The organism is Micromonospora sp. WMMD1155 (assembly GCF_029581275.1).
Lineage (GTDB): Bacteria > Actinomycetota > Actinomycetes > Mycobacteriales > Micromonosporaceae > Micromonospora.
In genome coordinates, this window is record NZ_CP120742.1 from 2,092,930 (window position 1) to 2,118,379 (window position 25,450).

Below are 25,450 nucleotides of genomic sequence, written 5' to 3' on the forward strand. Positions count from 1 at the left end.
TCCTCATGATGGTCAGAGCCCCTCTGCCAGCGGGCCGAGCGCCAGCGCGGGCAGGAAGGTCAGCGCGACGAGGACCACAGTGACGCCGACGACCATGCCGATGAACAGCGGTCGGTGGGTCGGCAGGGTGCCCTCGGACGCGGGGGTGGGTGCCTGGCGGGCCAGCGAGCCGGCCAACGCGAGCACGAAGATGATCGGCAGGAACCGGCCGAGCAGCATGCACAACCCGAGCGCGGTGTTCCACCAGGCCGTGTTGACAGTGATTCCCGCGAAGGCGGAGCCGTTGTTGTTGCTGGCCGAGGTGAACGCGTACAGCACCTCGGAGAGGCCGTGCGGGCCGACGTTGAGCGCCGTGGAGTTGTTGCCGGTGGCGAAGGCCGCCGCCGTGCCGACGAGCACCAGGATCGGCGTGATCAGAAAGTAGAGCGAGGCGAACTTGATCTCGCGCGACCCGATCTTCTTGCCCAGGTACTCGGGGGTGCGACCGACCATCAGCCCGGCCACGAAGACCGTGATCACCGCGAGGACGAGCAGGCCGTACAGACCGGCACCGACGCCACCGGGGGCGACCTCGCCGAGCATCATGTTGACCATCGTCATCATGCCGCCGAGCGAGGTGAACGAGTCGTGGAACGAGTTGACCGCACCGGTCGAGGTGAGGGTGGTGGCGGCGGCGAAGGTGGCCGAGTTGGACACGTCGAACCGCACCTCCTTGCCCTCCATCGCCGCACCGACCGCCTGTGGCACCGTGCCGTGGCCGGCCAACTCGAAGACGTTGGTGATGGCGATGCTGGCGAACGCGAGGATGCCCATCACCGCGGCGATGGCGTAGCCCTGCCGGTTCTGCCCGACCATCCGGCCGAAGACCCGGGGCAGGCTGAACGGGATCAGCAGGAGCAGGAAGATCTCCAGCCAGTTCGTCCAGGTGGTGGGGTTCTCGAACGGGTGCGCGCTGTTGACGTTGTAGAAGCCGCCGCCGTTGGTGCCCAACTCCTTGATGACTTCCTGGCTGGCGACCGGGCCACCGGTGACGGTCTGGGTGCCGCCGGTCAGCGTGGTCACGTCGGTGCCGCCGGAGAGGTTCTGCACCGCCCCGCCGATCATCAGCACGATGGCGCCGAGCACCGCGATCGGCAGCAGGATCCGCAGCACGATCCGGGTCAGGTCCACCCAGAAGTTGCCGAGCTGCCCGGTGCGGCTACGGGCGAAGCCGCGTACCAGCGCGACCGCCACCGCGATGCCGACCGCCGCCGAGACGAAGTTCTGCACGGCCAGGCCGGCCATCTGCACCAGATGGCCCATGGTCGACTCACCCGAGTACCACTGCCAGTTCGTGTTGGTCACGAACGAGACGGCGGTGTTCCAGGCGCCGTGGGTCATCACCGGGTCGAAGCCCAGCGACAGCCACAGGTGGTTCTGCACCCGCTGGAACAGGTACAGGAACAGGATCGAGACCGCGGAGAACGCCAGCACGCTGCGGGCGTACACGCCCCAGGTCTGCTCGGCGGCCGGGTTGACCCCGACGAGTCGGAAGATACCCCGCTCGACCCGGGACTGCTTCGTGCCGGAGACCGACCGGAACATGTAGTCGCCGAACGGCTTGTAGACGGCGACCAGGGCGGCCACCAGCGTCAGCACGAAGATGACGCCCGCTGTTGTCATGGTCATCAGAAGCGCTCCGGGAACAACAGCGCGAACACCAGGAACGCGCCCAGGACGATCGCGAGCACCAGACCGACGGCGTTTACCGCGTTCACAGCTTCTCCACCGCCCGGACCACCAGGGCGAGCACTGCGAACAGCACCACCGTCAGGACCACGAACACCACGTCAGACACGCTGACTCCTCATACCGGAAAGGTTCGCCGCGACCGCCTTCCGGTCGCGCCGGGCAATCAAAGCCTCACCACCCGCCGGATGGCAGGGGTCATAACGCGACCATGACGGAGCCGATCCTTTTCTTGACGTGGTTTTCACACCCGCACCCTGAACAGGTGAATCGCGGCACAGAACCCCCGCGCGGTCCGCGCGGGCAGGACTGGTTGTCCGCCCTTGGCATGCGCTTCCCGGAGGGGGTGGCGCAGGGCGTGGCGGGAGCGGAGGTGCGAGGCCGGTCAGGCCGGGCGGCGGGCCACCAGCACGTCTCGCATGATCGACTGGTCCACCCGGTGCCGCAGCGCGCGGTAGGGCTCGTCGTCGACCACCGTCAGGCCCGCGTCGGCCAACGCCGCCGCCGCGTCGTCGCGGCTGGCGACGTGGGTGTTCCAGGAGATACCGAGCGCACCGCCGGGGCGCAGCAACCGCGCCCAGACCGGCGCGGCGTCCGCGAGCAGCGCCAGCGGATCGCGCGAGAGACCCTGATCGGCAGTACGACTGCCGTGCTGTACGCCGTACGGCGCGTCGGCGACGACCAGGTCGACGGTCTCCGGGCGGAAGAACTCCGCCGACCGGGCGGTGTCCGCGTTCACCACGTCGAGCAGTTGGGTCCGACCGGCCTTGTGTTCCTCGCGGGTCGGTGCCAGTTCGATCCGCACCCGTCGGCCGACGACCTTGCGCTCCCGCCGCACCGGACCGGACTCCAGCACCCGGTGCTTGATCCGCTTCTGCTTCAGCCAGGTGGTGACGAACGCCCGGTACGCCTCGACGTCCTTCTGGTCACGCTCGATCCCGGCGGCGTCGAACCCGTACATCAGCGCCTGGTTGAGCGTGGTGCCCCGACCGCAGAGCGGGTCGAGCACCCGGAACCGTCGGCTGGTCATCTCGGTGGCCCAATCCGAGGCGAGCACTGTGACGTTGAGCAGCAGCTTGGTGAACTGCTCGTTGGTCTTGCCCGGGTACTTCTGGATGGTGAGCAGGTCGTCGTCGTAGCGGTCCAGTCGGCTCCACTCGATCGGCCGCAGCAGGTCGCCGACGATCTCGAACAGCGCGTACCCGGCGGAGAGGTTGCCCAGGACGGCAAGATCACGCTCGGTCAGCTCGTCGCCGGTGAACGTGACGTAGGACGCCCCACCGACGACCTCGGTGGCCGACTCGCCGATCCGACCGTCGAGCGCCGAGCGGCCGAAGATCTCCAGCTCGGCTCGGGTGAGGTCGACGGCGGAACGGGCGTACACCCGGTTGGTCGCGGGCAGGATCAGCAGGCCGTAGCGCGTCATGGTCCGGCGAGTATTCCACAACGGGTGACGGTCGCCGGGAACCGGAGCGGTCGCCGGAGCGACTACCGATACATGGGGTGTGAGCAGTGGCGGGAGGTCCTGTCCGCGCAGTTGGACGGGGAGGAGACCGCCGCCGAACGAGCAGCGGCGCAGGGGCACCTCGACGGGTGTGCCGATTGCCGGGCCTGGTTCACGGCCGCGGCTGCGGTGACCCGTCGGATTCGTACCCGATTGGTCACCGACGTGCCCGACCGGACCGCGGCGATCCTGGCCGCCACCGCAGCCGCCCCGCCGCCCCGGCGGTCCTGGTGGCGACGCCTGGCCGGGCGTGGCCCGCTGGTCGCCGGGCTGCGCGCGGCGCTCGGCCTGCTCGGCGCGGTGCAACTCGTGCTCGGCCTGGCCCAGGTGGGCCGGGGCGCGGCGACCGACCACCTGCACCCCACCGGGCAGCACCTGTGGCACGAGTCGGCCGCCTGGAACGTGGCGGTCGGCGCCGGCTTCCTCTTCGTCGCGGTACGCCGCACCCCGCCGGCCGGGCTCCTGCCGATGCTCAGCGCGTTCGTCGGCACGTTGCTGCTGCTCTCGGTCAACGATCTGGCCACCGGTTCGGTGGGTGGGGAGCGATTGGTCAGCCACGGCTTCCTGGTGGTCGGCTACCTGATCACCGTGCTGCTGTCCCGGCCCGGCCTACGCCCCGGTGGGCCCGCGCCGCAGCGGCAGCGGACGCCGTCGCGCTGGCGGTTCGGCAGCGACGAGGTGGAGCGTCCGCTGCGGGTGGTCCGCCCCGAGTCGTACCCGGCGCAGGCCGCCGACCGCTTCGCCGCCCCGGCGGCACAGATCGGGCGGGCCGACGAGCGACGCGCGGCCTGAGCCGGCCCGCTCAGGCCTGCGGGCGGGCCGGTCCGCCGTCGGCGATGACCTGCGGGATGACCTGTTCGACGATGGTCAGCAGGGTGGTGGTGAGCAGCAGGTGCACCTGGGCTCGGGTCAACGCGCCCCGCTGCAGCCACTCCCGCGCGGTCGAGGTGGCCAGCCCGCCGTACGCCCGGACCATCCCGCGCAACTCCTCGCGGTGCTGCGCCTCGTCGGCCAGCCCCACGGCGACGAGCATGCGGTCCGCGGCGACCTCCTCGGCCTCGGCCAGCACCCGCTCCACGTCGGCGTCCCCGCCCATGCCCCGCGCGGTGACCGCCGCCAGCCAGGACGTGCTGTGCCGGGACACCACGTCGAGGAACCAGGTGACGCTGGCGTCGACCCGGGTCCGAAGGTCCCCCTTGGGCAGCCGCTCCACTGCCACCTCCGGAATGGTCACCATGACCCGGACGACCTCCAGGTAGAGGTCCTTCTTCGTGCCGAAGTAGTGGTTGACCAGGCCCCGGGCGACACCCGCCTCGCGGGCGACGTCGGTCGTCGACACCTCCGCGTACGGGCGCTCACCGAACAACCGGACCGCGCACGCCAGGATCTGGCCGCGCCGGGCGTCCGGCTCCAATCGGCGGCGGCGGGGAGCCGTCTCGACACTCATCTGCCCGACCCTAGCGGCAGCTCACCCCGCCCGGCCTCGCGTCAACCACCGCTCCACCTTGATCAAGTGATGAGAAGTAGGTGTCAGAGCCATTCCTGACCTACTTTTCATCACTTGATCACCGCAGGCCCCGGCGACGCCGAACCACGTGCCGTCCGAGGTGGCGCAGATTGCACGCCTCGGAGTAGAGCGCCGCGTTGATCGCACCGACGGCGACCCCCGGCGCCCGCTGCACCCGGTCGACGTCCTGGACCACCCGACCGATCAAGGTCAGTCGACAACGGAGATCGAACAACTCCCTCCGCGCACAGTGCAGCGCTGTCTCCAGTCCCCCGACCCGCTCCCGCAACCACGCCAACTCCGTCGCCTGATCCATCAGCACCCCTCCCATCGCTCACACGGGCTGCGCCCACGCTGCCCAGGTAGCTCGCCCCCTGGTTGCATCCTCGTGTTCACCCTCACCCATTCGGGAGGACTGTGCAAGTAGGTAGACGCAATTAGGCATGCCTGATCGCCCTACCGTCAAGTAATGGGTGGAGTACCGGGTCCGCTGGTCGGTCCGCACGAGCTGCAAGAACTGCTCGGCGTGAGCCGGACCCGCATGCGCCAGCTCATCCGCTACCCGACCTTCCCCGCGCCGTTCCAGCGACTGCACGGCACCACGGTCTGGTTGCGGGCTGACGTGGAGGCGTGGATCGCCGAGCACCGCCCGCCGCGCCCGACGGATGGCGACGAGGCCGAGTAGCACCTGTCCGGCGTGATCCACACGAGATCGCCGATCTGGGCGTATCTGATCGCCTCAATACCACCACATCGCCAACCTGGAGTGGATCACGCTCTACGGACGCTCCGCGAAGTTGCCGACGGAGTGCCGCGTCGCCCCGGTCGGCGACTGCCCCGGAGCGAAGTTGGCGAACAGCGTGACCCGGGCTCCGTCGAGCAGGGCCGGCGGCGTTGCTCTCACGGCACGATCCTCGCCCGTCGCGGGCTTATTGACATACTGCCAACAGGGCGCGAGGGTGGTGCACATGCCGACGCCCCCACTCGACGGTCCAGCCTCGCCCTGGCGGCAGCCGGAGCACGACGACCTCGCCGACCTGGCCCGCGCCTTCTTCACCAAGGAGGTGCTGCCGCACGCCGAGCGCCTGCTGGCCCAGGGCCATCCGGACCGCGAGCACTACCGGCGCGCCGGTGAGCTGGGGTTGCTCGGCCTGTCCGTTCCGGAGGAGTACGGCGGCGGAGGCGGCGGGTTCACCCACGAGGCCGTGCTGCTGCACGAGCAGGCGTACACCGGGGAGAGCAGCCTCGGATTGGCCGTCCACAGTGGCATCGTGACCGGCTACCTGGCGGCGTACGGCAGCGAGGAGCAGAAGCGACGGTGGCTGCCCGGCCTGTGCAGCGGTGAGCTGGTCGGCGCTATCGCGATGACCGAGCCGGACGGCGGCTCCGATCTTCAGGCGATGCGTACCCGGGCGGTCCGGGACGGTGACGACTACCTGGTCACCGGCGCGAAGACGTTCATCACCAACGGCGGGCTGGCCGATCTGATCATCGTGGCCGTGAAGACCGACCCGGAGCAGCGGGCGGCCGGTGTCTCGCTGCTCGTCTGCGAGGTGGGCGGTGACCCGGAGGGGTTCCGCCGGGGCCGACTGCTGTCCAAGATCGGGCTGCACGCCAACGACACCGCGGAGTTGTTCTTCGACGGGTTCCGGGTGCCGGCGGCCAACCTGCTCGGGGGCGTCGAGGGGTTGGGCTTCATCCAGCTCATGCAGCAACTCCCGCAGGAACGGCTGGTCATCGGCGTCGGCGCGGTCGCTGCGATGGAACGCGCGGTCGCGCTCACCGTCGCGTACGCGAAGGAGCGCACCGCCTTCGGCAAGCCGCTGATGGGGCACCAGAATACCCGGATGGTGCTCGCGGAGTGCGCCACCCGTACCCGGGTCAGTCGGGTCTTCCTGGACGATTGCATCGTCCGGCACAGCCGGGGCGACCTGGACGTGGCCACCGCCGCGATGGCGAAGTCGTGGCTCACCGACGGGCAGTGCGAGGTCATCGACAGGTGCCTGCAGATCTTCGGTGGCTACGGCTACACGACCGAGTATCCGATCGCCCGGATGTACGCCGATGCCCGGGTGCAGAAGATCTACGGCGGCACCAACGAGATCATGAAGGAGCTGATCGCCCGTGCCCTCTGAGGCGTACGTCTATGACGCGGTCCGCACCCCGCGCGGACGCGGCCGGGACACCGGCGCGCTGCACGGGGTCAAACCGATCTCGCTGGTGGTCGGCCTGATCGACGCGTTACGCGAGCGGAACCCCGGCCTGGACGTGGGCCGGTTGGAGGATCTTCTGCTCGGCATCGTCACCCCGGTCGGCGAGCAGGGCGGCGACCTGGCGCGGGCCGCCGCGCTGCTGGCGGGGTTGCCGGACGAGGTGGGCGGGGTGCAGCTCAACCGGTTCTGCGCCTCCGGATTGGAGGCGGTCAACTCCGCCGCAGCGCGGATCCGCTCGGGCTGGGAGCACCTGCTGCTGGCCGGTGGGGTGGAGTCGATGTCCCGGGTGCCGATGGGCTCCGACGGCGCGGCCTGGGCGACCGACCCGCAGACCGCGCTGGCCACGTCGTTCGTTCCGCAGGGCGTCAGCGCCGACCTGATCGCGACCCTGGAGGGCTTCACCCGCGACGACGTGGACGGTTACGCGGTACGGTCCCAGGAACGGGCCGCCAAGGCGTTGGCCGGCGGGTACTTCAGCCGGTCGGTGGTGCCGGTCCGCGACGGCAACGGGCTGGACATCCTCACCGTGGACGAGCACCCCCGCCCGGAGACCACCCGGGAGGCCCTCGCTCGGCTCACCCCGTCGTTCGCCACGATCGGTGAGGCGGCCGGTTTCGACGCTGTCGCGTTGCAGAAGTTCCACTGGCTGGAGGCGATCGAGCACGTCCACCACGCCGGCAACTCGTCCGGCATCGTGGACGGTGCGGCGTTGGTGCTGATCGGCTCGGAGCAGGTCGGCCGCGATCTCGGCCTCACCCCACGCGCCCGGATCGTCGGCGCGGCGGTCACCGGGGCGGACCCGACGCTGATGTTGACCGGTCCGATCCCGGCCACCCACAAGGCGCTCGCCGCCGCCGGGTTGACACTCGACGACATCGACCTGTTCGAGATCAACGAGGCGTTCGCCGCGGTGGTGCTCAAGTACGTCCGCGACCTGGGCCTCGACCCGGACCGGGTGAACGTCAACGGCGGCGCGATCGCCCTCGGCCACCCGCTCGGCGCGACCGGAGCGATGCTGCTCGGCACCGCGTTGGACGAGTTGGAGCGCCGCGACCTGCGCCGCGCCGTGGTGACCCTCTGCATCGGCGGCGGCATGGGCGTCGCCACCGTTCTCGAGCGCTGCTGACCCGGAGGACGACGATGACGAACACCATTCGGTACGACCGCGGCGCCGACGGCATCGTCACCCTCACCCTGGACGATCCGAGCCAGTCCGCGAACACCATGAACCGGGCGTACGTCGCGTCGATGAGCGCCGCCCTCGACCGGCTGGAGGCCGAGCCCGATCTCGCCGGGGTCATCGTGACCAGTGCGAAGCCGACGTTCTTCGCCGGCGGCGACCTGCCCGAGATGATCAAGGCCACCCGCGCCGACGCGCCGGCGCTCGCCGACCTGCTCGGCACCATCAAGCGGGACCTGCGCCGGTTGGAGACGCTGGGTCGGCCGGTGGTGGCGGCGGTCAACGGCTCCGCGCTCGGCGGCGGCCTGGAGATCGCGCTCGCCTGCCACCACCGGATCGCGCTGGACGCGCCCGACAGTCGGCTCGGGCTGCCGGAGGTGACCCTGGGCCTGCTGCCCGGGGCCGGCGGGGTCACCCGGACGGTACGGATGCTCGGCCTGGCCGGGGCACTGACCACGGTGCTGCTCACCGGCCGCCGGATGCGACCGGCCGACGCACTGGCCGTCGGGATCGTCGACGAGGTCGTCGCCACCGAGGCGGAGCTGCTGGACTCCGCCCGCGCCTGGATCGCGGACAACCCGCAGCCGAAGCAGCCGTGGGACCGACCCGACTACCGGATGCCCGGCGGCACCCCGGCCAGCCGCTCGCTCGCCGCCCAGCTGCCCGCCTTCCCGGCCACCCTGCGCAAGCAGCTCAAGGGCGCCCGGCTGCCCGCGCCGGAGGCGATCCTCGCCGCCGCCGTCGAAGGCGCACAGGTCGACCTGGAGACCGCCCTCAGCGTGGAGACCCGACACCTGATCGGTCTGCTCACCGGGCAGGTCGCCAAGAACATGATCGGGGCGTTCTTCTTCGACCTGAAGGCCGTCAACGGCGGTGCCGCCCGACCGCCCGTGGACGTTCCGCCGGTGCGGCGGGTGGCGGTGCTCGGCGCGGGCATGATGGGCGCGGGCATCGCGTACGCCTGCGCCAGCGCCGGTCTGGACGTGGTGGTCAAGGACGTGTCGCCGGAGGCCGCCGACCGGGCCCGGGAGCACGTGCAACGGTTGCTGGCCCGCCGGGTCCGCAAGGGTCGGGCCACGGAGGCGGACGCCCGTGCGGTGCTGGCCCGGATCACGACGACCGACCAGGTGGACGCGCTGACCGGCTGCGACGCGGTCATCGAGGCGGTCTTCGAGGACCCGGCGCTGAAGAAGGCCGTGTTCGCCGAGGTGCTACCGGTGCTGACGCCCGACGCGCTGCTCGCCTCCAACACGTCCACCCTGCCGATCACCGGGCTGGCCGAGGGGGTGGACCGCCCGGCCGACTTCATCGGCATGCACTTCTTCTCCCCGGTGGACCGGATGCCACTGCTGGAGATCGTGGTCGGCGAACGGACCGGCGACGCGGCGCTGGCCCGCGCGTTCGACCTGGGTCGGCGGATCGGCAAGACACCGATCGTGGTCAACGACGGCCGGGGCTTCTTCACCAGCCGGGTGATCGGCCAGTTCATGGACGAGGCGATCGGCATGGTCGCCGACGGCGTACCGGCCGCGTCGGTGGAGCAGGCCGCGTTGCAGGCCGGCTATCCGACCGGGCCGCTCGCGCTTGCCGACGAGGTGAGCCTCACCCTGATCCAACGCATCCGTCGCCAGTTCGAGGCCGCCGTCGAGGAGTTCCTGCCGCTGCCGGCGCACCGACTCGTGGACGAGCTGGTCGACGCGTACGACCGGCCGGGACGCGCCGCCGGGCGCGGCTTCTACGCGTACGACGACGGCACCCGGGGCCGGTTGTGGCCGGGTCTCGCCGACCTGACCACCGACGCCGGACGGGCGGTGCCGTTCACCGACCTGCAGGAGCGGATGCTCTTCGCCGAGACACTGGACGCGCTTCGCTGCCTCGACGAGGGCGTGCTGCGGACCGAGACCGACGCCGACATCGGCTCGATCTTCGGCATCGGCTTCCCCGCCTGGACGGGAGGTGTCATCCGCTACGTCCGGCAGTACGCGGGCGGTCCGGCCGGCTTCGCGGCCCGCGCCACCGAGTTGGCCGACCGCTACGGCGACCGGTTCAGGCCGCCCGCCGACCTGGTCGACCGGCTCGCCGCCGGTACGGCCGAATCGGCCGGTGTCGCGTGACGGCCGCCTGGCCGAGCCCCGGCGGGTCTGCGGCGGCCGGCGACCCGGGCACCGGAGGACGCGGTGGGCCGCTGGCCGGGGTACGGGTGGTCGAGCTGGCGAGTCTCGCCCCCGCGCCGTTCGGCTGCATGGTGCTCGCCGACCTGGGCGCGGACGTGGTGCGGGTGGACCGGCCGGGCGCGCCGGGAGCGGGTCGACTGGCCGCTCCGACCGACGGCCCGTTGCAGCGCGGTCGGCGGGTCACCGCGCTGGACCTGAAGACCCCGGACGGGGTGGCCGACCTGCTGCGTCTGGTGGACCGGGCGGACGTACTGGTCGAGGCGTACCGACCGGGCGTGGCCGAGCGGCTCGGTTTCGGCCCGCAGGTGTGCCGGGCCCGCAACCCCCGACTGGTGTACGCGCGGATGACCGGCTGGGGTCAGGACGGCCCGCTGGCGGCCCGAGCCGGGCACGACATCGACTACATCGCCGTCGCCGGGGCGTTGGAGCCGCTGGGCCGCGCGGGTGAGCGCCCGCACGCGCCGATGAACCTGCTCGGCGACTTCGGCGGGGGCGGCATGCTGCTCGCCGTCGGAGTGCTCGCCGCACTGCTGGAACGGGAACGCTCCGGCACCGGCCAGGTGGTCGACGCGGCGATGGTGGACGGCTCCGCGCTGCTCACCTCGTTCCTGCACGGGCTGCTCGGCAGCGGTCTGTGGGCCGCGCCGCGCGGGCACAACATCTTCGACGGCGGAGCGCCGTTCTACGACACGTACGCCACCTCGGACGGTGGATTCATGGCCGTCGGCGCGGTGGAACCGGCCTTCTACGCCGTACTCCTCGCCGGCCTCGACCTCGCCGACGACCCGGGCCTGCCCGCGCAGTACGACCCGAGTGGCTGGGACGAGCTACGGCGGCGGTTCACCGAACGGTTCGCCGCGCGCACTCGCGACGAGTGGACGGCTGTCTTCGCCGACCTGGACGCGTGCGTCGCGCCGGTGCTCGCCCCCGGCGAGGCGCACCGGCACCCGCACAACGCCGCCCGGGGCACCTTCGTCGAGGTGGGTGATGAGGTCCAGCCGGCGCCGGCCCCCCGCTTCGACCGCACCCCGACGCCGCGTCCGGTCCCCGCCCCGGACCCGGAACGGGACGCCCTTCCGGTCGACGAGATCCTGACCCAGTGGCCGCGACGCACCTGACCGGGTCACCGGCCCGGTGGCAGTTGCGGCACCATCGGCGGAGGCAACCCGGGCCGGATCGTGAAGGAGCCGACGAGGATGACTGCGGACACCTGGAAGGGACAGGTCAACGGGATCCGCACATTCCTCAACCGCCTGGCGCTGGCCCTGACGGCCACACCAGCGAGTTGATCAAGACGTTTGCGTCACGGATTCGTACAGGTGTTTGGCCAGCACCGAGTGACCGGTCGCCGCGCCGATCAGCGCACCGACCCGTACCGCGAGCCCGGGGCGTCGGGGCGCCGGGTCCGGTCCGGCCAGCGACCAGGCGAACAGGTACCCGGCGGCCAGGTGGTGCAGGTGCAGCGCGTGGTGCAGGACCGGCTGCCGCTCGGCAGTGGCGTACAGCGGGGTGAGCAGCACCAACGCCAACCCACCGGTGCTCAGCAGCGCGGCGGTCACCGGGTGGGCGAGCAGGTGCAGTGGCCGGGCACGCAGCAGCCGACCCACCGCTCGGCGCACCCGCGGCGGGGAGACCCGCAGCAGCAGCGTCACCGGGGCGCCGAGCACCAGTCCGAGCGGGGCAAGCATGCCGAGCAGCAGGTGCTGCGCCATGTGCCCGCGCGGATCGCCGGGGAGCTGGCCCAGCGGGCCTACCGCGACCGCCAGCAGGGCGCAGCCGACCAGCCACGCGGCGGTACGCCGGTGGTCCCAGCCACGCGGGTCGCGGACGGCGGCCCACAGGTAGCCGCCCGCCAGCAACCCGACCGGAAGCAGCGGCAACCAACCCGACCCCTCCGCCGCATGCCCACCGTGCGCGAGCACCGCATCCCCACCGTGCGCGAGCACGGCATGTCCCGTCATCGGCGGCCGTCACCAGCGCGCCGGGACCGGGCCCGCCATACCACCGCCGCACCGGCCAGCAGCAGCACCGCGCCGGCGACGTTCCACACCACGTCGTACGGGACCAGGTGTACGCCGTAACGGATCTGGTGCACCCGAAGCACCTTGTGGTCGATCAGCCCGTCGAAGACCTGGAAACCTCCGGCGCCGAGCAGGAAGCCGCCCCAGGTCAGTCGGGCCGACAGGGCACCCCGTCGGCGTAGGTCGGCGAACCAGAAGAAACCGCCGGCCAGGGCGACCACCTCGGCGGCGTGCAGCAGGCCGTCGGAGAGCAGCGCCACCGACGGCGTGGACCGGTCGTAGAAGTGGTGCCAGGCGAGCAACTGGTGAAAAGACGATCTCATCCACCGCAGCCATGATCGCGACACCGATCACGACACCGGCCAGGATGGCGGAGCGCATAGCGACGGCACGCGCCCCGGGCAGGCGCACATCGGCCACCACACACCTCGCATCCACGTCGGGTAGGCGGGAAATACCCCAAACTGCCCCAGTCATGCCAGCATGCGTCCACGCGCCCGGACCCGCACCCGCTGGCCGAGGCCAAGGTCAACACGAGATCGGCGATATAGGGCGATCATCTGGTCGGGATACCGCCACTTCGGGGATCTGGTGTTGATCACGCAGATCGACGGGGTAGGCCGGGCAGATGCCCGTTTCACGGCCTCGGCACCGGACGCGGCATGATCATGGAGCCTGGAGGGGCGACCGAGGCCACAGCCGGAGAAGGAGGTGCCCGTGCCGGACGCGGACGAACTCGTCGCCAACGCACTCGCGGCGGTGCGCGGCACCGACGTACGGCAGGCCGAACGACAGCTGGACCAGCTCATGGTCGGCACCGGCGCGGCGGACGGCACCACGGCGGTGGACGCGGCGCTGCTGGGCCGACTGGTCCGCGGCCTGAGCCGACTCTGGCCACGCGGCTGGCAGCCGGCCGACGTGGACCGGATCACCACCCGGCGGCTCGGCACCCGCGCGACGCGGCTGGTCCGCGCCGCGATGGTCGCCCAGCGGCGCACCCAGGCCGAACCGGTCCCCGCCTGGTGGGACGACCAGTTAGGTGAGCTGACCGCCGACGTCCGCAAGGACCACGACGTGCTGGCCTCCTGGACCACCACTGAGGGCCTGGACCGGGCCGACGCGCTCCGGACCGCCGTGGACACTCTCGCGCTGGTGGAGGGCCTGCCGCCGATCGCGGTGCTGCGCCCACCGCCGGGTACGACCGGCCCGGTGAGCGCCGGACCGGCGGGGGCGGGCCGCAGCGGGTCGCCGATGCTCGACCGGGTACGGGCGTTGCTGGCCAAGGCCGAGTCGACCACCTTCCCGGCCGAGGCGGAGGCGTTGACCGCCAAGGCGCAGGAGTTGATCGCCCGGCACAGCATCGACGAGGCGTTGCTGGCCGCCGGGTCGGAGCGTGGCGACCTACCGGGCGGGGTACGCCTGAGCACCGACACCCCGTACGCGGGCGCGAAGGCGCTGCTGGTGCAGGAGGTGGCGGCGGCGAACCGGTGCGAGGCGGTGTGGTCCGACGATCTCGGTTTCACCACCGTGCTGGGTTGGCCCGCCGATCTGGTGGCGGTGGAGTTGCTCTACACCTCGCTGCTGGTCCAGGCCACCGCCGCGATGCTGCGCGGGCGCACCGAGCGGCGCTCGGGGTCGGGGCGGCGGACGAAGGTGTGGGACGAGTCCTTCCTCAACGCGTTCGCGCTGCGGATCGGCGAGCGGCTGCGTACGGCCACCGAGGCGGCGACCGACGCGGCGGACCGGGCGGCCGGGGCGGAGCAGTTGTTGCCGGTGCTCGCGGCACGGGGTGAGGCGGTCCGGGAGCGACTGGACACGCTCTTCCCCAGCGTGACCCGGCACCGGCTCAGCGTCCGGGACGCCGAGGGTTGGTCCTCCGGCACGACGGCGGCCGACCGGGCCTCGCTGGACGTCGGCGGCGGGCGGAAGCCCCGACAGGTGCCCGACCGACCTGACCGGCGCCGACCCGACCCACGCTGACCCGACCCGCGCGCCGACCCACCCGCGCCGACCTGACGGCCGCCGACCCGACCCGCGCCGACCCGACCCGCGCGTGGAACCACCCGCCGCCGACCCGACCGGCACCGTCCGACCGGCGTGGGAACCACCACTGGCGGAGATTTCTGCGATTTTCATCGGTGGGCCGTAGGGAACGGGGCGACGGCTCCGACCCTCCGGTGAGCCGCGCCCAGACCGGGGTGCGACCGACGCCTGAGGAGCACCACTGTGAAGTACATGCTGCTGATCTGGAACCGGCCCGGCTTCACCGAGGAGCTGACCGAGCAGGACCGCACCGCCCTGTTCGGCGAGGTCGACGAGATCATGAAGGAGCTGACCGAGACCGGTGAGTTGGTCGACGGCCAGGCGTTGGCGAACCCGGCGCAGACGATGACGGTTCGGCTCGTCGGCGGCAGCCCGGAGGTCGTCGACGGGCCGTTCATGGAGAGCAAGGAGCAGTTCGCCGGGTACCTGACCGTCGACTGCGACAGCCCGCAGCGGGCCGCCGAGATCGCCGCGCGGTGGCCGGACGTGCGCTTCGGCGGTGCGATGGAGGTCCGCCCGGTGATGGAGCAGGCCGGGACGGAGATGTGACCGACGACCGGACGGTCGAGGACCTGCTGCGCACGCTCGCGCCGCAGGTCCTCGGCCTGCTGGTTCGCCGACACGGTCAGTTCGACAGGTGCGAGGACGCGGTCCAGGAGGCGCTGCTCGCCGCCGCGATGCAGTGGCCTGGGGAGGGCGTACCGGACAATCCCCGCGCCTGGCTGCTCACCGTGGCCACCCGCCGGCTCACCGACGACTGGCGCAGCGAGAGCGCCCGCCGGGGCCGTGAGGTGGCGGTGGCGTTGCGGGAGCCGGCGTACGCCGGGGTGTCGCCACCGGCCGACGAGGAGCCGGCGGTGCCGGACACGGACGACACCCTGACCCTGCTCTTCCTCTGCTGCCATCCGGCGCTGAACGGATCGGCGCAGGTGGCACTCACGCTGCGCGCGGTCGGCGGTCTCAGCACCGCCCAGATCGCCCGGGCTCACCTTCTGCCGGAGGCGACGATGAGCCAGCGGATCCGCCGCGCCAAGCAGCGGATCGAGGCCGCCGGTGCCCGGTTCGACATGCCCGCGCCGGGTGAGCGGGAGGAACGGCTGCGGACGGTGCTCCGGGTGCTCTACCTGATCTTCAACGAGGGGTACACCGCGTCCAGCGGGCCGGATCTGCACCGAGCCGACCTGACCGGTGAGGCGATCCGGTTGGCCCGCATCCTGCACGGGCTGCTGCCCGACGACGGTGAGGTGGCCGGCTTGCTGGCGCTCATGCTGCTCACCGACGCGCACCGGGCGGCCCGGCTCGGCCCGGACGGGGAGGTGGTGCCGCTGGCCGAGCAGGACCGCACGCGGTGGGACGCCGCCGCCATCGCGGAGGGGATCGCCCTGATCACCGAGGCGTTGACCTGGTCGCCGCCCGGGCCGTACCAGCTCCAGGCGGCGATCGCCGCTGTGCACGCGGAGGCGTCGACGGCGGCGGAGACGGACTGGCGGCAGATCGTCGCGCTCTACCGACTGTTGGCCCGGATCGCCCCGAACCCGATGGTGACCCTCAACCAGGCGGTGGCGGTGGCCATGGTGGACGGGCCACGGGCCGGGCTCGGCCTGCTCACCGGGTTGGACGCCGACGAGCGCACCGCCGGGCACCACCGGCTCGCCGCCGTACGGGCGCACCTGCTGGAGCTGGCCGGCGAGCCGGAGGCGGCGCGGGAGGCGTACCTGACGGCGGCTCGCGGCACCACGAGCCTGCCCGAGCAGCGCTACCTGGAGCTGCGGGCGGCCCGCCTGCCGGGACGACGCGCGCCCTAGGTCCCGCGGGGCGGCGCGGACGTTCCCGGCGAAGCCTCGTTTTGCCATTCGGCAACAATATTTGCGGATCCTCTCGGAGCCGGTCACAGTCGTCGGCGACACGCGGAGGAGCGACCCGATGACCGAGCAGCACGAATTCGACAAGGACTACTGGGACCGGCACTGGCACCAGGCGCACCACGAGCGTCCCGACGCCATGACCGGCAATCTCCCGCACCCCTACCTGGCTCGAGAGACCGGCGACCTGACGCCGGGCACGGCACTGGAGGCCGGATGCGGCACCGGCGCGGAGGCGGTCTGGCTCGCCTCACACGGCTGGCGGGTGACCGCCGTCGATCTCGCCTCCGCCGCCCTCGCCCGTGCCGCCGAGCGGGCCACGACCAGCGGGGTGTCCGATCGGGTGCGCTTCGTGGAGGCCGACCTGACGGTCTGGGAGCCGAGCACCGGCTTCGATCTCGTCACCACCCACTACGCGCACCCGGCGATGCCGCAGCTGGCCTTCTACGACCGTCTCGCCGCCTGGGTGGCGCCGGGCGGCACCCTGCTCGTCGTCGGGCATCTGCACGGGTCGGGCACCACCGGGCACGATCATCATCCGCCCGCCGAGGCATCGGTCACGCTCGCGGACATCACCGCGCGCCTGGACCGCACCGGGTGGGAGGTCACCACCGCCGCGGAACACCACCGCACGGTGACCGGACCGGGTGGGCACGAGAACACGCTGCACGACGTCGTCGTACGCGCCACCCGACGCAGCTGACCACACCGCCGGCCGCCGGGAATCCCCGACGGCCGGCGGCAGTGCGCTCAGACTTCGGGCTCGACGGCCGGGCAGCTGGCACCCTGGGCCGGCACCACCAGATCGATCAGGTAGGCGTCGACGGTCTGCTGCACGCACGGGCTGCTGCTGTAGCTGCCGTGCCCCCACCCCTGGTAGGTGAGCAGCGCGCCGTGCCGGCCCAACTGCCGGGCCACATTACGAGCCCAGCCGTAGCCGCTCGCCGGGTCGTGCACGGTGGCGGCGATCAGCACCGGCACGTCGGTGCGGACCCGCAACCGGTGCTGCGGGTTCGCTACCGGCGTCGGAGCGCCCAGGCAGGTGACCAGGGCAAAGAGCGCGGGCGGGTAACGCAGGTCGGGCGCGAGTTGCGCGCTGCGGCGCACAAGTCCCGCGTACTCGCGGTAGTCGCGGACCGGCAGGCTCCAGTCCTGGCAGAAGACCGCGAAGGGGTACGGAGCCACGGCCTCGTCCGACAGCGTCTCGACGCGGGGAGTGCCGGCGCCCTCCAGTCGGACGATCCACTCGGCCAGCCCCGGCCACCGCCACGTGTCGTAGAGCTTCCGGTGAGCGAGGCGGCTCAGTTCGAACGGGGCGAGCGCCGCGCCGGCCCGGTCCGGGTCGGTCAGGGTGCCGCCCACCGCCCGGGAGTGCAGCCCGGCCCAGAGCGCCCGCGCGTCCCGACCGTGCAGCACGCAGTCGGCGGAGCGGGCACACCAGTTCAGGAACTCGTCGAACGCGTCCTCGGCGGTGACGGCCTGGGTGTCCAGGAAGGCGCGGGTGCCGAGGCTGTGGTCCATGGTGGCCTCCAGCACCATGGCCCGGACCCGACCGGGGAACAGCTCGGCGTACCGCTGCCCGAGCAGGGTGCCGTACGAGCTGCCGTGGAAGGTGAGCTGGCGCTCGCCGAGCGCAACACGGATCGCGTCCAGGTCACGCGCGGCGCTGGTGGTGTCCACGTGGTCGTAGAGCGCTCCGGTGCGGGCCCGGCAGTCGGCGCGCAGCAGCGCGTTGTCGGCCAGTGTGGCGTCGAACTGGGCCTGGTCGGTGATCACCTGTGGTTGGCGGCCGAGCAGGTCCCGGGAACAGATCACCGGGTGGCTGCGTCCGGTGCCGCGCGGGTCGAAGCTGACGATGTCGAACCGGCGGCGCAGGTCGGCGCTGAACCGGGAGCTGCCGTCCACCACCCGGTCGACGCCGCTGTCGCCCGGTCCGCCGGGGCCGAAGAACAGCACCCCTTCCCGGGCGGCCGAGTCGGCGACCCGACGGGCCAACGCCAGGTCGAAGCGCTCACCCCGCGGTCGGTTCCAGTCCACCGGCAGCGACACTGTGCCGCACTCGGCGGTGGCGTCCTCGGCGCAGGGCCGCCAGTCGATCGTCGGGCCGGGTTGTGGTCGGGCGGCGGCGGGGCTCGCCGGGGTCAGGCCGGTGGCCGTGAGGGCCAGGGCGACCGCCCAGGCGACTGCGGATTTGCGTACGCGCAGCATGAGGTGCTGTCCTCTCCGGGTAGGAGCGTTGCCGGTGAAACCCGCCCACCGGGCGGGGTGACGCTCTTCCACCCGGGCCGTCGAGTAGCCGCTCGGCGGCCCGGGGCCTGCGGCCGGGTCAGTCGACCTCGGTCAGGACTCGTTCGACGGCGGTCATCCGGGTCTCCATCCCGCCCAGCCGGCCCTCCATCGCGGCGAGCAGCCGGGCGTTCTCCGCCTGGGCCCGGGCGGCCGTCTCGGCGAGTTGGCGGTAGTCGTCCGCGCGGGCCGCCTCGTACCGGGCCCGGCGGGTCTTGGCGAGCTGCACGACGGTCACCGTGAACACGCTGATGATCAGGGCGAAGATGCCGATCGCGCCGACCACCTCGGTCCAGTCGTGGTCGCTCATCCCGGTCACCGCGATCCTCCGGGCTGCTCGGCCGAGTCGGGCACGGTCAGCGTCTCCACCGCCGCCGCGATGACCTGGGGAGTGAGTGTGAGCGCGAACGGCTCCACCTCGTAGTAGTTCATGGCCTTCCCGTCCTCCGACAACTCCAGGCGAGCGGTGACCAGCCCGGCCGCCGCCAGCTTCCGTAGGTGGACCTGCAACAGCGCTCGGCTGATGCCCAGCTGCCGAGCCAGCCCGCTGACGTACGCGCGCTCGCGGGACAGCGCGGCGACGACCCGCAGCCGATGCGGGTTGGCCAGGGCGGCCAGCATCCGGACCAGGTCGTCGCCGGTCGGCGGTGCAGCGCTGCTCATAACAAGCCCTCGCACATGCAAAGAGACGCTAGCAGGTGCGGGCGCGCGGCGGCGGGGAGCGGCGGCGGAATCAGGGGGATCTCAGGGGGATCTCAGGGGCACGGGAAGCACCCGGACACACAGCACGCCGGACCGGTGAAGATCACCGGCCCGGCGTGCGGGTACGTCGTACGTCAGCTCTTGAAGGCGTCCTTGATCTTCTCGCCGGCCTGCTTGAGCTTGGCCGTCGACTGGTCGGCGCGACCCTCGGCCTCGAGCTGCTCGTTGTCGGTGGCTCGACCGGCGCCTTCCTTCAGCTTGCCGGCCGCGTCCTCGGTGGCGTTGTTGATCTTGTCGTCGAAACTCATTGCCAACCTCCATCGCAGGCGTCGCTACGACATCAGCAGTACCCCGCCGTCGGCGGTCCAACCATCGCCGTCGTCACAGTCCGCTATCGACAGCAGCCGACCGGAACCGACGCAGCCGCAGACTGTTGGCCACCACGAAGACCGAGGACAGCGCCATGGTCGCGCCGGCGATCATCGGGTTGAGCAACCCGGCGGCGGCCAACGGCAGGGCTGCCACGTTGTAACCGAACGCCCAGAACAGGTTGCCCCGGATGATGCCGAGCGTGCGTCGGGACAACCGGATGGCGTCCACCGCGGCGTCGAGGTCGCCCCGGACGAGCGTGAGGTCGGACGCCTCGATCGCCACGTCGGTGCCCGTGCCCATGGCCAGCCCGAGGTCGGCCTGGGCCAGCGCCGGGGCGTCGTTGACCCCGTCACCGACCATCGCCACCGACCGGCCCTCGGCCTGGAGCCGCTTGACCACGTCGACCTTGCCGGCCGGCAACACCTCCGCGATCACCTCGTCGACGCCCACCTCGGCCGCGACCGCCCGGGCCACTGTCGTGTTGTCGCCGGTCAGCAGGACCGGGGTGAGCCCCAGGGCGCGTAGCCGGGCCACCGCCGCCCGGCTGGTCGGCCGGACCACGTCGGCGACCGCGAGCACGCCCCGGGCCCGCCCGTCCCAGCCGGCCACGATCGCCGTACGGCCGGCGGCCTCCGCCTCGCTGACCGCCCACTCGATCTCCGGCGGTACGTCGAGCTGAAGCTCGCGCAGCAGCCGGGCCCGGCCGACCAGCACGACCCGCCCGTCCACGGTGCCGGTCACGCCCAGCCCTTCCAGGTTGCGGAAGCCGGTCACCGAGGGCAGCGCACCGGCCTCGGCGGCACCCGTGGCGACCGCTCGGGCGATCGGGTGCTCGGAGGCGGCCTCCACCGCACCGGCGAGGCGGAGGAGCTCGGCCCGGTCCTCCCCGCTCACCGGCACGACGTCCACCAGGGTCATCCGGCCGGTCGTGACGGTGCCGGTCTTGTCCAGCACCACGGTGTCCACCCGGCGGGTGGACTCCAGCACCTCCGGTCCCTTGATCAGCACACCGAGTCGGGCGCCCCGCCCGGTGCCGACCAGCAACGCCGTCGGGGTGGCCAGGCCGAGCGCACAGGGGCAGGCGATGATCAGCACGGCCACGGCGGCGGTGAACGCGGCGGTCGGGCCGGCTCCGGTCCCGAGCCACCAGCCGAGGGTGCCGACGGAGAGCGTGATGACGATCGGCACGAACACACCGGAGATCCGGTCCGCCAGCCGCTGCACGGCCGCCTTGCCGCTCTGCGCCTGCTCGACCAGGTCGGCCATCCGGGCGAGCTGGGTGTCCGCGCCGACCCGCGTCGCGGTGACGACCAGTCGCCCGCCCGCGTTGATGGTGGCACCGACCACGCCGTCACCGGGGCCGACCTCGACGGGCATCGACTCACCGGTGAGCATGCCGGCGTCGACGGCGGAGGTGCCCTCGTCGACCACGCCGTCGGTGGCGATCTTCTCCCCGGGGCGGACCACGAACCGGTCACCGACGGCGAGCCGGTCCACCGGGACCAGCGTCTCCACCCCGTCTCGCAGCACCGCCACCTCGCGAGCGCCGAGTTCGAGCAGGGCACGCAGGGCCGCGCCGGCGGTCCGCTTGGACCGGGCCTCGAAGTAGCGCCCGGCCAGGATGAACACGGTCACCCCGGCGGCGGCCTCCAGGTAGATGTTGCCGGCACCGTCGGTGCGGGTGATGTCGAAGCGGAACGGGTGCGTCATCCCCGGCATGCCGGCGTCACCGAGGAACAGCGCCCAGAGCGACCAGCCGAACGCAGCGAGGGTGCCGAGCGAAACCAGAGTGTCCATCGTCGCCGCGCCGTGCCGCAGGTTGGTCCAGGCCGCCCGGTGGAACGGCAACCCACCCCAGACCACCACCGGGGCGGCCAGGGTCAGCGACAGCCACTGCCAGTAGTCGAACTGCCAGGCCGGGACCATGGCCAGCAGCACCACCGGCACGCTCAGCGCCACCGAGACCCAGAGCCGGGTACGCGGACCCTTCAGCGGGTCGACCGACTGCTCCTCGGTCGGCGGGCTGGGCAGCGCGGCCGTGTAGCCGGTCTTCTGCACGGTCTCGATGAGGTCGTCAGGTGTGACGCCGTCGGCGTACCGGACGGTCGCCTTCTCGGTGGCGTAGTTGACGGTGGCGCTCACGCCGTCCATCCGGTTGAGCTTCTTCTCGATCCGGGCCGCGCAGGCGGCGCAGGTCATCCCGCCGATCGCCAACTCGATCCGGTTCGGCGCCTCAGGTAGCGGTCTGCTGGTGGTGGTCATCGTCTCGTCCCGTCAGTTGTGCCCGTGCCCGGGGGTGCCGTGGTCGGCGCCCCCGGTCGGCGCGGGTCCGCTCGTGCTGGGAACGGGCCCGGTCGAGATGCCGCCGGTGACGACGGTGAACTCGGCGGTGTGCACCGCCCCACCGTGCCGGAAGTCGAGGTAGAGCCGGTGGCTGCCGGCCGACGGCACCTCGGCGAGGAAGGTGATCGCCGGGCCGGGGCGGGTCCGCCCGTCCCCCGGTGTCCCGTCCGGGTGCACGTGCAGGTACGCCAGATCACCTCGGCGCAGCGCCACCAGGTGCCCGTACGCGCCCAGGTAGGGCTCCAGGTCGGTGACCGGCTGCCCGTCCCGGCTCACGCTCAGGGTCAGCGGTGACGTGCGGCCGGGCTGCGGCGCGCCGGTCAGGGTCACCGTGTAACCGTCGACGGTGGTGCTGGTCGAAGGGGGTGGCAGCGGTCGTTCGGTCAGCTCGCCGGGGACCGTCACGTCCACACCGAGGGTCAGCGGCTCACCCCCGGTCGGGGCGAAGTCGGCGAACGCCCGCCACTGCCCGGCGCCGTCGAACGGGGTGTCGACCCGCCAGGTGCCGTCCGGGGCCAGGTCGGGGTGCACGTGGCGGAAGCCGGAGAGGTCCCGCCGGGCGACGATCAGGTGCATCCGCTTGTCGTGCGCCACGTCGTAGCGGGTCACCGGGCGGCCGTCCGGCCCGACGATCCGGAAGGCGAACTCGTCGGCCGGAACGTCGACGGTTTCGAGGGTGTAGCCACGGTCGGAGACGAGCAGGCCGCCGGGGAGCCGGTCGGCGGCCTCGTCGGCGGCGCCCGTCGCGGGAGCCGGGCCGTCGACGTGCCGGCTCTCGGCCGCCGGGGCGCGGTCGACCACCCGGCCGATCCCGTACGTCGTGCCGAAGACCGCCGCCAGGCCGACGGCGAACCCGGCCAGCTTCGTCACCGTGCGCATGCCGCCCCTCCGATCACGCGTCGACGAGGTTGTAGCCGGCCTCGTCGACGGCGGCCCGGACGACAGCTGTGTCCAACGGCTGGTCGCTGTCGACGGTGACCCGGCCGGTCGCGAGGTCGACCTGGACGCCGTGCACGCCCGCGATGGCACCGACCTCGGCGGTGACCGCGCTCACGCAGTGCCCACAGGTCATGCCCTGCACCTGGTACGTCGTGTTGACCATCGAAACGTCTCCCTTACCGGTACGGGGTGGGGGTATCCCACCGGAAGCGACCGTACCATACCCCCGGGGGGTAGGCTATCCTTGCCGGCATGACCACACCCGCCCCGATTCGGGGATACACCGCCAGCAAGGACCAGCTGCTCGCGCGCCTCCGCAGGGTCGAGGGGCAGGTCCGGGGCATCGAGAAGATGGTCGACGACGACCGTTACTGCATCGACGTGCTCACCCAGATCTCCGCGATCCAGGCCGCCCTCGACAAGGTGGCGCTCGGGTTGCTCGACGGGCACGCCCGGCACTGCATGCACGAAGGGGCGGCCGAGGGCCGGGCCGACGAGATGGCCACCGAGATGATGGCGGCGGTCGGCCGTCTGATGAAGCGCGGCTGACAGCCCTCAGTCCGACTGCCCGAGACGGACCCGGCGCAGCAACTGCGCGTTGAGCGCCACCACGATCGTGGACGCCGACATCAGCACCGCCGCCAGCGCCGGACTCAACGCCACACCGGCCCACGCCAACACCCCCGCCGCCAGCGGCAGCGCCACCACGTTGTAGCCCGCCGCCCAGGCCAGGTTCTGCCGCATCGTGCGGTACGACGCCCGGGACAGCCGCACCACGGCACCCACCCCGCGCGGGTCCGACGACGCCAACACCACCCCGGCGGACTCGATCGCCACGTCGGTGCCCGCGCCGATCGCGATACCGACGTCCGCTCGGGCCAACGCCGGCGCGTCGTTCACGCCGTCGCCGACCATCGCCACGATCAACCCCCGCCGTTGCAGGTCGGCCACCCGGCTGTCCTTCTCCGCGGGCAGCACCTCGGCGAAGACCTCGTCGACGCCGGGCCGGAACCCGAGTTCGGCAGCGACCGCCTCGGCCACCGGCCGGGCGTCACCCGTGATCATGGCGATGGTCCGGACCCCCTCGGCGCGCAGCTCGTCGACGGCCCGCCGCGCCTCCGGGCGTACCTCGTCGGTCAGCGCGAACGCGCCGAGCACGGCCTCCGGCAGCCGCACCAGGTGCAGCACCGCGGCCCCCCGCGTCGACCACCGCCCGGTCGCCGTCTCCAGCTCGGTCGGTAACGCCAGGCTGAGTTCCCGCAGCAGCGCCGTACCGCCCACCGCGTACTCCGTACCGTCGACAGTCGCCCGCACGCCGCGGCCCGGCAGCGACCGGAACCCGGTGGCCGGGAGCGGTCCGGCGGGCCCGGCCGCCGCCACGATGGCCCGGGCCAGCGGATGTTCGCTGTCCGACTCGACGCCCGCCGCGATCCGCAGCACCTCGTCCCGCTGGACACCCGGCACCGGCAGCACGTCGGTCACCGCGTGCTCGCCCCGGGTCAACGTGCCGGTCTTGTCGAAGAGCACCGCACCGACGGTCCGCATCCGCTCCAACGCCGACCGGTCCTTGACCAGGATCCCGGACCGCGCGGCCAACGCGGTGGAGAGCGCGACGACCAGAGGGATGGCGAGGCCCAGCGCGTGCGGGCAGGCGATCACCAGCACGGTGACCGCGCGGACCACCGCCTCGTCGGGTCGGCCGAGCGCACTCCAGACCAGCACGGTCAGCACGGCGGTGCCGGTCGCCACGTAGAACAGTGCGGCCGCGAACCGGTCGGCGAGGAGTTGCGCCCGCCCACCCGAGCCCTGGGCCTGCGCGACCATCCGCTGGATCCCGGCGAGCGCGGTCTGCTCACCCAGCGCCTCGACGCGTACCCGGATCGCCGAGTCGGTGGCCACGGTGCCTGCCACCACCCGGTCACCAACCGACCGGGCGACCGGCCGTGACTCACCGGTGATCATCGACTCGTCCAGTTCGGCGTCGCCGTCGACGACGCGACCGTCCGCCGGCACCCGACCGCCCGGGCGGACCAGCACCACGTCACCGACCCGCAGGCCGGACACCGGCACCGCCTCGACCTGTCCGTCCGCCGCGACCCGTTCGGTCTCGTCCGGCAGCAGCGCGGCCAGCGCCGCGAGCGCCCCCCGGGCCTGCCCGATGGCCTTCATCTCCTGCCAGTGCCCGAGCAGCATGATGGTGACCAGCGCGGCCAACTCCCACCAGAAGTCCAGGTCGAAGGCGCCCACGCTGGTCGCCAGTGACGCCGCGTAGGCCACGGTGATCGCCATCGCGACCAGCAGCATCATCCCGGGGGCGCGGTCCCGCACCTCCCGCACCGCGCCGACGAGGAACGGCCAGCCGCCCCACCAGAACACCACCGAGCCGAGCACGGGGCCCACCCAGGAACGGCCTGGTACGTCCCAGCTCAGGCCCACCTGGTCCGACACCAGATGGCTGGCGAGGACCACCGGGACGGTGAGAGCCAGACAGACCCAGAAACGACGACGGAACATCTCGGGATCGTGCCCGGCGTGCTTGTCGTGCCCGGCGTGTTCGTCGTGCCCGGCGTGCTCGT

At 72.3% G+C, this 25,450-nt stretch carries 27 protein-coding genes; 11 read left to right on the forward strand and 16 right to left on the reverse strand.

Translation table 11 applies throughout. From position 1 onward, the window contains the following. Positions 1 to 12 precede the first annotated feature (12 nt). The 3 genes from kdpA to O7617_RS09360 all read right to left on the reverse strand — a co-directional run bounded on the left by kdpA (position 13) and on the right by O7617_RS09360 (position 3,154). A complete protein-coding gene (kdpA, locus tag O7617_RS09350) occupies positions 13 to 1,668 on the reverse strand; it encodes a potassium-transporting ATPase subunit KdpA (protein ID WP_282262866.1) in 1,656 nt (551 codons plus the stop codon). Next, positions 1,668 to 1,757 carry a K(+)-transporting ATPase subunit F gene (kdpF, locus tag O7617_RS09355; protein WP_036390805.1) on the reverse strand — a complete coding sequence of 30 codons (90 nt, stop codon included), beginning with the start codon at positions 1,755 to 1,757 and terminating at the stop codon, positions 1,668 to 1,670. Before kdpF ends, kdpA begins: the two co-directional genes overlap by 1 nt. A 356-nt stretch (positions 1,758 to 2,113) precedes the next feature. Further along, entirely contained in the window at positions 2,114 to 3,154 is a 1,041-nt protein-coding gene (locus O7617_RS09360) for an SAM-dependent methyltransferase (protein WP_282262867.1), read from the reverse strand. 72 nt (positions 3,155 to 3,226) lie between these two features. On the opposite strand from O7617_RS09360, the gene O7617_RS09365 reads away from it, so the two are divergent. Then, positions 3,227 to 4,024, forward strand: coding sequence for a zf-HC2 domain-containing protein (locus O7617_RS09365; protein WP_282262868.1), 798 nt, complete (start codon positions 3,227 to 3,229; stop codon positions 4,022 to 4,024). Between the two features lie 10 nt (positions 4,025 to 4,034). On the opposite strand, the gene O7617_RS09370 is transcribed toward O7617_RS09365, so the two are convergent. Both O7617_RS09370 and O7617_RS09375 read right to left on the reverse strand, forming a co-directional pair. Then, the gene (locus tag O7617_RS09370) at positions 4,035 to 4,679 is read right to left on the reverse strand and encodes a TetR/AcrR family transcriptional regulator (RefSeq protein WP_282262869.1); all 645 of its coding nucleotides are present in this window, start codon (positions 4,677 to 4,679) and stop codon (positions 4,035 to 4,037) included. A 118-nt stretch (positions 4,680 to 4,797) separates the two neighbouring features. Next, entirely contained in the window at positions 4,798 to 5,055 is a 258-nt protein-coding gene (locus O7617_RS09375; RefSeq protein WP_282262870.1) for a hypothetical protein, read from the reverse strand. A 153-nt stretch (positions 5,056 to 5,208) separates the two neighbouring features. Between O7617_RS09375 and O7617_RS09380 the strand changes: the two genes are divergently transcribed. After that, on the forward strand, positions 5,209 to 5,424 hold the full coding sequence (locus O7617_RS09380; protein ID WP_282262871.1) for a hypothetical protein: 216 nt from the start codon (positions 5,209 to 5,211) through the stop codon (positions 5,422 to 5,424). A gap of 93 nt (positions 5,425 to 5,517) precedes the next feature. Here the strand turns inward: O7617_RS09380 and O7617_RS09385 are convergent, their stop codons facing one another. Continuing rightward, complete coding sequence (locus O7617_RS09385; RefSeq protein ID WP_282262872.1) at positions 5,518 to 5,643, reverse strand: hypothetical protein; 126 nt, start codon at positions 5,641 to 5,643, stop codon at positions 5,518 to 5,520. Between the two features lie 64 nt (positions 5,644 to 5,707). On the opposite strand from O7617_RS09385, the gene O7617_RS09390 reads away from it, so the two are divergent. The 4 genes from O7617_RS09390 to O7617_RS09405 all read left to right on the forward strand — a co-directional run bounded on the left by O7617_RS09390 (position 5,708) and on the right by O7617_RS09405 (position 11,424). After that, positions 5,708 to 6,874, forward strand: coding sequence for an acyl-CoA dehydrogenase family protein (locus tag O7617_RS09390; RefSeq protein WP_282262874.1), 1,167 nt, complete (start codon positions 5,708 to 5,710; stop codon positions 6,872 to 6,874). Continuing rightward, positions 6,864 to 8,078 carry an acetyl-CoA C-acetyltransferase gene (locus O7617_RS09395; RefSeq protein WP_282262875.1) on the forward strand — a complete coding sequence of 405 codons (1,215 nt, stop codon included), beginning with the start codon at positions 6,864 to 6,866 and terminating at the stop codon, positions 8,076 to 8,078. The genes O7617_RS09390 and O7617_RS09395 overlap by 11 nt, the downstream gene beginning before the upstream one ends. A 14-nt stretch (positions 8,079 to 8,092) precedes the next feature. Continuing rightward, a complete protein-coding gene (locus O7617_RS09400; protein WP_282262877.1) occupies positions 8,093 to 10,246 on the forward strand; it encodes a 3-hydroxyacyl-CoA dehydrogenase NAD-binding domain-containing protein in 2,154 nt (717 codons plus the stop codon). A 71-nt stretch (positions 10,247 to 10,317) separates the two neighbouring features. After that, the gene (locus tag O7617_RS09405; RefSeq protein ID WP_282264686.1) at positions 10,318 to 11,424 is read left to right on the forward strand and encodes a CaiB/BaiF CoA-transferase family protein; all 1,107 of its coding nucleotides are present in this window, start codon (positions 10,318 to 10,320) and stop codon (positions 11,422 to 11,424) included. Positions 11,425 to 11,595: 171 nt separating this feature from the next. On the opposite strand, the gene O7617_RS09410 is transcribed toward O7617_RS09405, so the two are convergent. Both O7617_RS09410 and O7617_RS09415 read right to left on the reverse strand, forming a co-directional pair. After that, entirely contained in the window at positions 11,596 to 12,267 is a 672-nt protein-coding gene (locus O7617_RS09410; RefSeq protein WP_282262878.1) for a cytochrome c oxidase assembly protein, read from the reverse strand. Continuing rightward, positions 12,264 to 12,650, reverse strand: coding sequence for a DUF2243 domain-containing protein (locus tag O7617_RS09415; RefSeq protein WP_282262879.1), 387 nt, complete (start codon positions 12,648 to 12,650; stop codon positions 12,264 to 12,266). The genes O7617_RS09410 and O7617_RS09415 overlap by 4 nt, the downstream gene beginning before the upstream one ends. 394 nt (positions 12,651 to 13,044) lie before the next feature. Between O7617_RS09415 and O7617_RS09420 the strand changes: the two genes are divergently transcribed. The 4 genes from O7617_RS09420 (at position 13,045) to O7617_RS09435 (ending at position 16,935) form a co-directional block, all read left to right on the forward strand. Further along, positions 13,045 to 14,307: a DUF2786 domain-containing protein gene (locus O7617_RS09420; RefSeq protein ID WP_282262881.1), complete on the forward strand. Its 1,263-nt coding sequence runs from the start codon at positions 13,045 to 13,047 to the stop codon at positions 14,305 to 14,307. Between the two features lie 255 nt (positions 14,308 to 14,562). Beyond that, the gene (locus tag O7617_RS09425) at positions 14,563 to 14,919 is read left to right on the forward strand and encodes a YciI family protein (protein WP_282264687.1); all 357 of its coding nucleotides are present in this window, start codon (positions 14,563 to 14,565) and stop codon (positions 14,917 to 14,919) included. Beyond that, entirely contained in the window at positions 14,916 to 16,175 is a 1,260-nt protein-coding gene (locus O7617_RS09430; RefSeq protein WP_282262882.1) for a DUF6596 domain-containing protein, read from the forward strand. The genes O7617_RS09425 and O7617_RS09430 overlap by 4 nt, the downstream gene beginning before the upstream one ends. 118 nt (positions 16,176 to 16,293) lie before the next feature. Continuing rightward, a complete protein-coding gene (locus tag O7617_RS09435; protein ID WP_282262883.1) occupies positions 16,294 to 16,935 on the forward strand; it encodes a class I SAM-dependent methyltransferase in 642 nt (213 codons plus the stop codon). A 47-nt stretch (positions 16,936 to 16,982) separates the two neighbouring features. On the opposite strand, the gene O7617_RS09440 is transcribed toward O7617_RS09435, so the two are convergent. The 7 genes from O7617_RS09440 to O7617_RS09470 form a co-directional block, all read right to left on the reverse strand. Beyond that, entirely contained in the window at positions 16,983 to 18,440 is a 1,458-nt protein-coding gene (locus O7617_RS09440; RefSeq protein ID WP_282262885.1) for an alpha/beta hydrolase, read from the reverse strand. Positions 18,441 to 18,558: 118 nt separating this feature from the next. Continuing rightward, positions 18,559 to 18,828: a hypothetical protein gene (locus O7617_RS09445; RefSeq protein ID WP_282262886.1), complete on the reverse strand. Its 270-nt coding sequence runs from the start codon at positions 18,826 to 18,828 to the stop codon at positions 18,559 to 18,561. 5 nt (positions 18,829 to 18,833) lie between these two features. Beyond that, positions 18,834 to 19,181: a helix-turn-helix domain-containing protein gene (locus O7617_RS09450; protein ID WP_282262887.1), complete on the reverse strand. Its 348-nt coding sequence runs from the start codon at positions 19,179 to 19,181 to the stop codon at positions 18,834 to 18,836. A 173-nt stretch (positions 19,182 to 19,354) separates the two neighbouring features. Further along, complete coding sequence (locus O7617_RS09455; protein WP_282262888.1) at positions 19,355 to 19,528, reverse strand: CsbD family protein; 174 nt, start codon at positions 19,526 to 19,528, stop codon at positions 19,355 to 19,357. A 73-nt stretch (positions 19,529 to 19,601) separates the two neighbouring features. Continuing rightward, positions 19,602 to 21,854 carry a heavy metal translocating P-type ATPase gene (locus O7617_RS09460; RefSeq protein WP_282262889.1) on the reverse strand — a complete coding sequence of 751 codons (2,253 nt, stop codon included), beginning with the start codon at positions 21,852 to 21,854 and terminating at the stop codon, positions 19,602 to 19,604. A 12-nt stretch (positions 21,855 to 21,866) separates the two neighbouring features. Next, a complete protein-coding gene (locus tag O7617_RS09465; protein ID WP_282262890.1) occupies positions 21,867 to 22,814 on the reverse strand; it encodes a hypothetical protein in 948 nt (315 codons plus the stop codon). Positions 22,815 to 22,827: 13 nt separating this feature from the next. After that, on the reverse strand, positions 22,828 to 23,037 hold the full coding sequence (locus tag O7617_RS09470) for a cation transporter (protein WP_282262891.1): 210 nt from the start codon (positions 23,035 to 23,037) through the stop codon (positions 22,828 to 22,830). Between the two features lie 89 nt (positions 23,038 to 23,126). Here O7617_RS09470 and O7617_RS09475 point away from each other — a divergent pair, with 89 nt between their 5' ends. Continuing rightward, positions 23,127 to 23,423, forward strand: a complete 297-nt coding sequence (locus tag O7617_RS09475) for a metal-sensitive transcriptional regulator (protein ID WP_088986622.1) — start codon at positions 23,127 to 23,129, stop codon at positions 23,421 to 23,423. A gap of 6 nt (positions 23,424 to 23,429) precedes the next feature. Here O7617_RS09475 and O7617_RS09480 read toward each other — a convergent pair whose 3' ends face one another. After that, positions 23,430 to 25,388: a heavy metal translocating P-type ATPase gene (locus O7617_RS09480; protein WP_348774189.1), complete on the reverse strand. Its 1,959-nt coding sequence runs from the start codon at positions 25,386 to 25,388 to the stop codon at positions 23,430 to 23,432. Between the last annotated feature and the right edge of the window lie 62 nt (positions 25,389 to 25,450).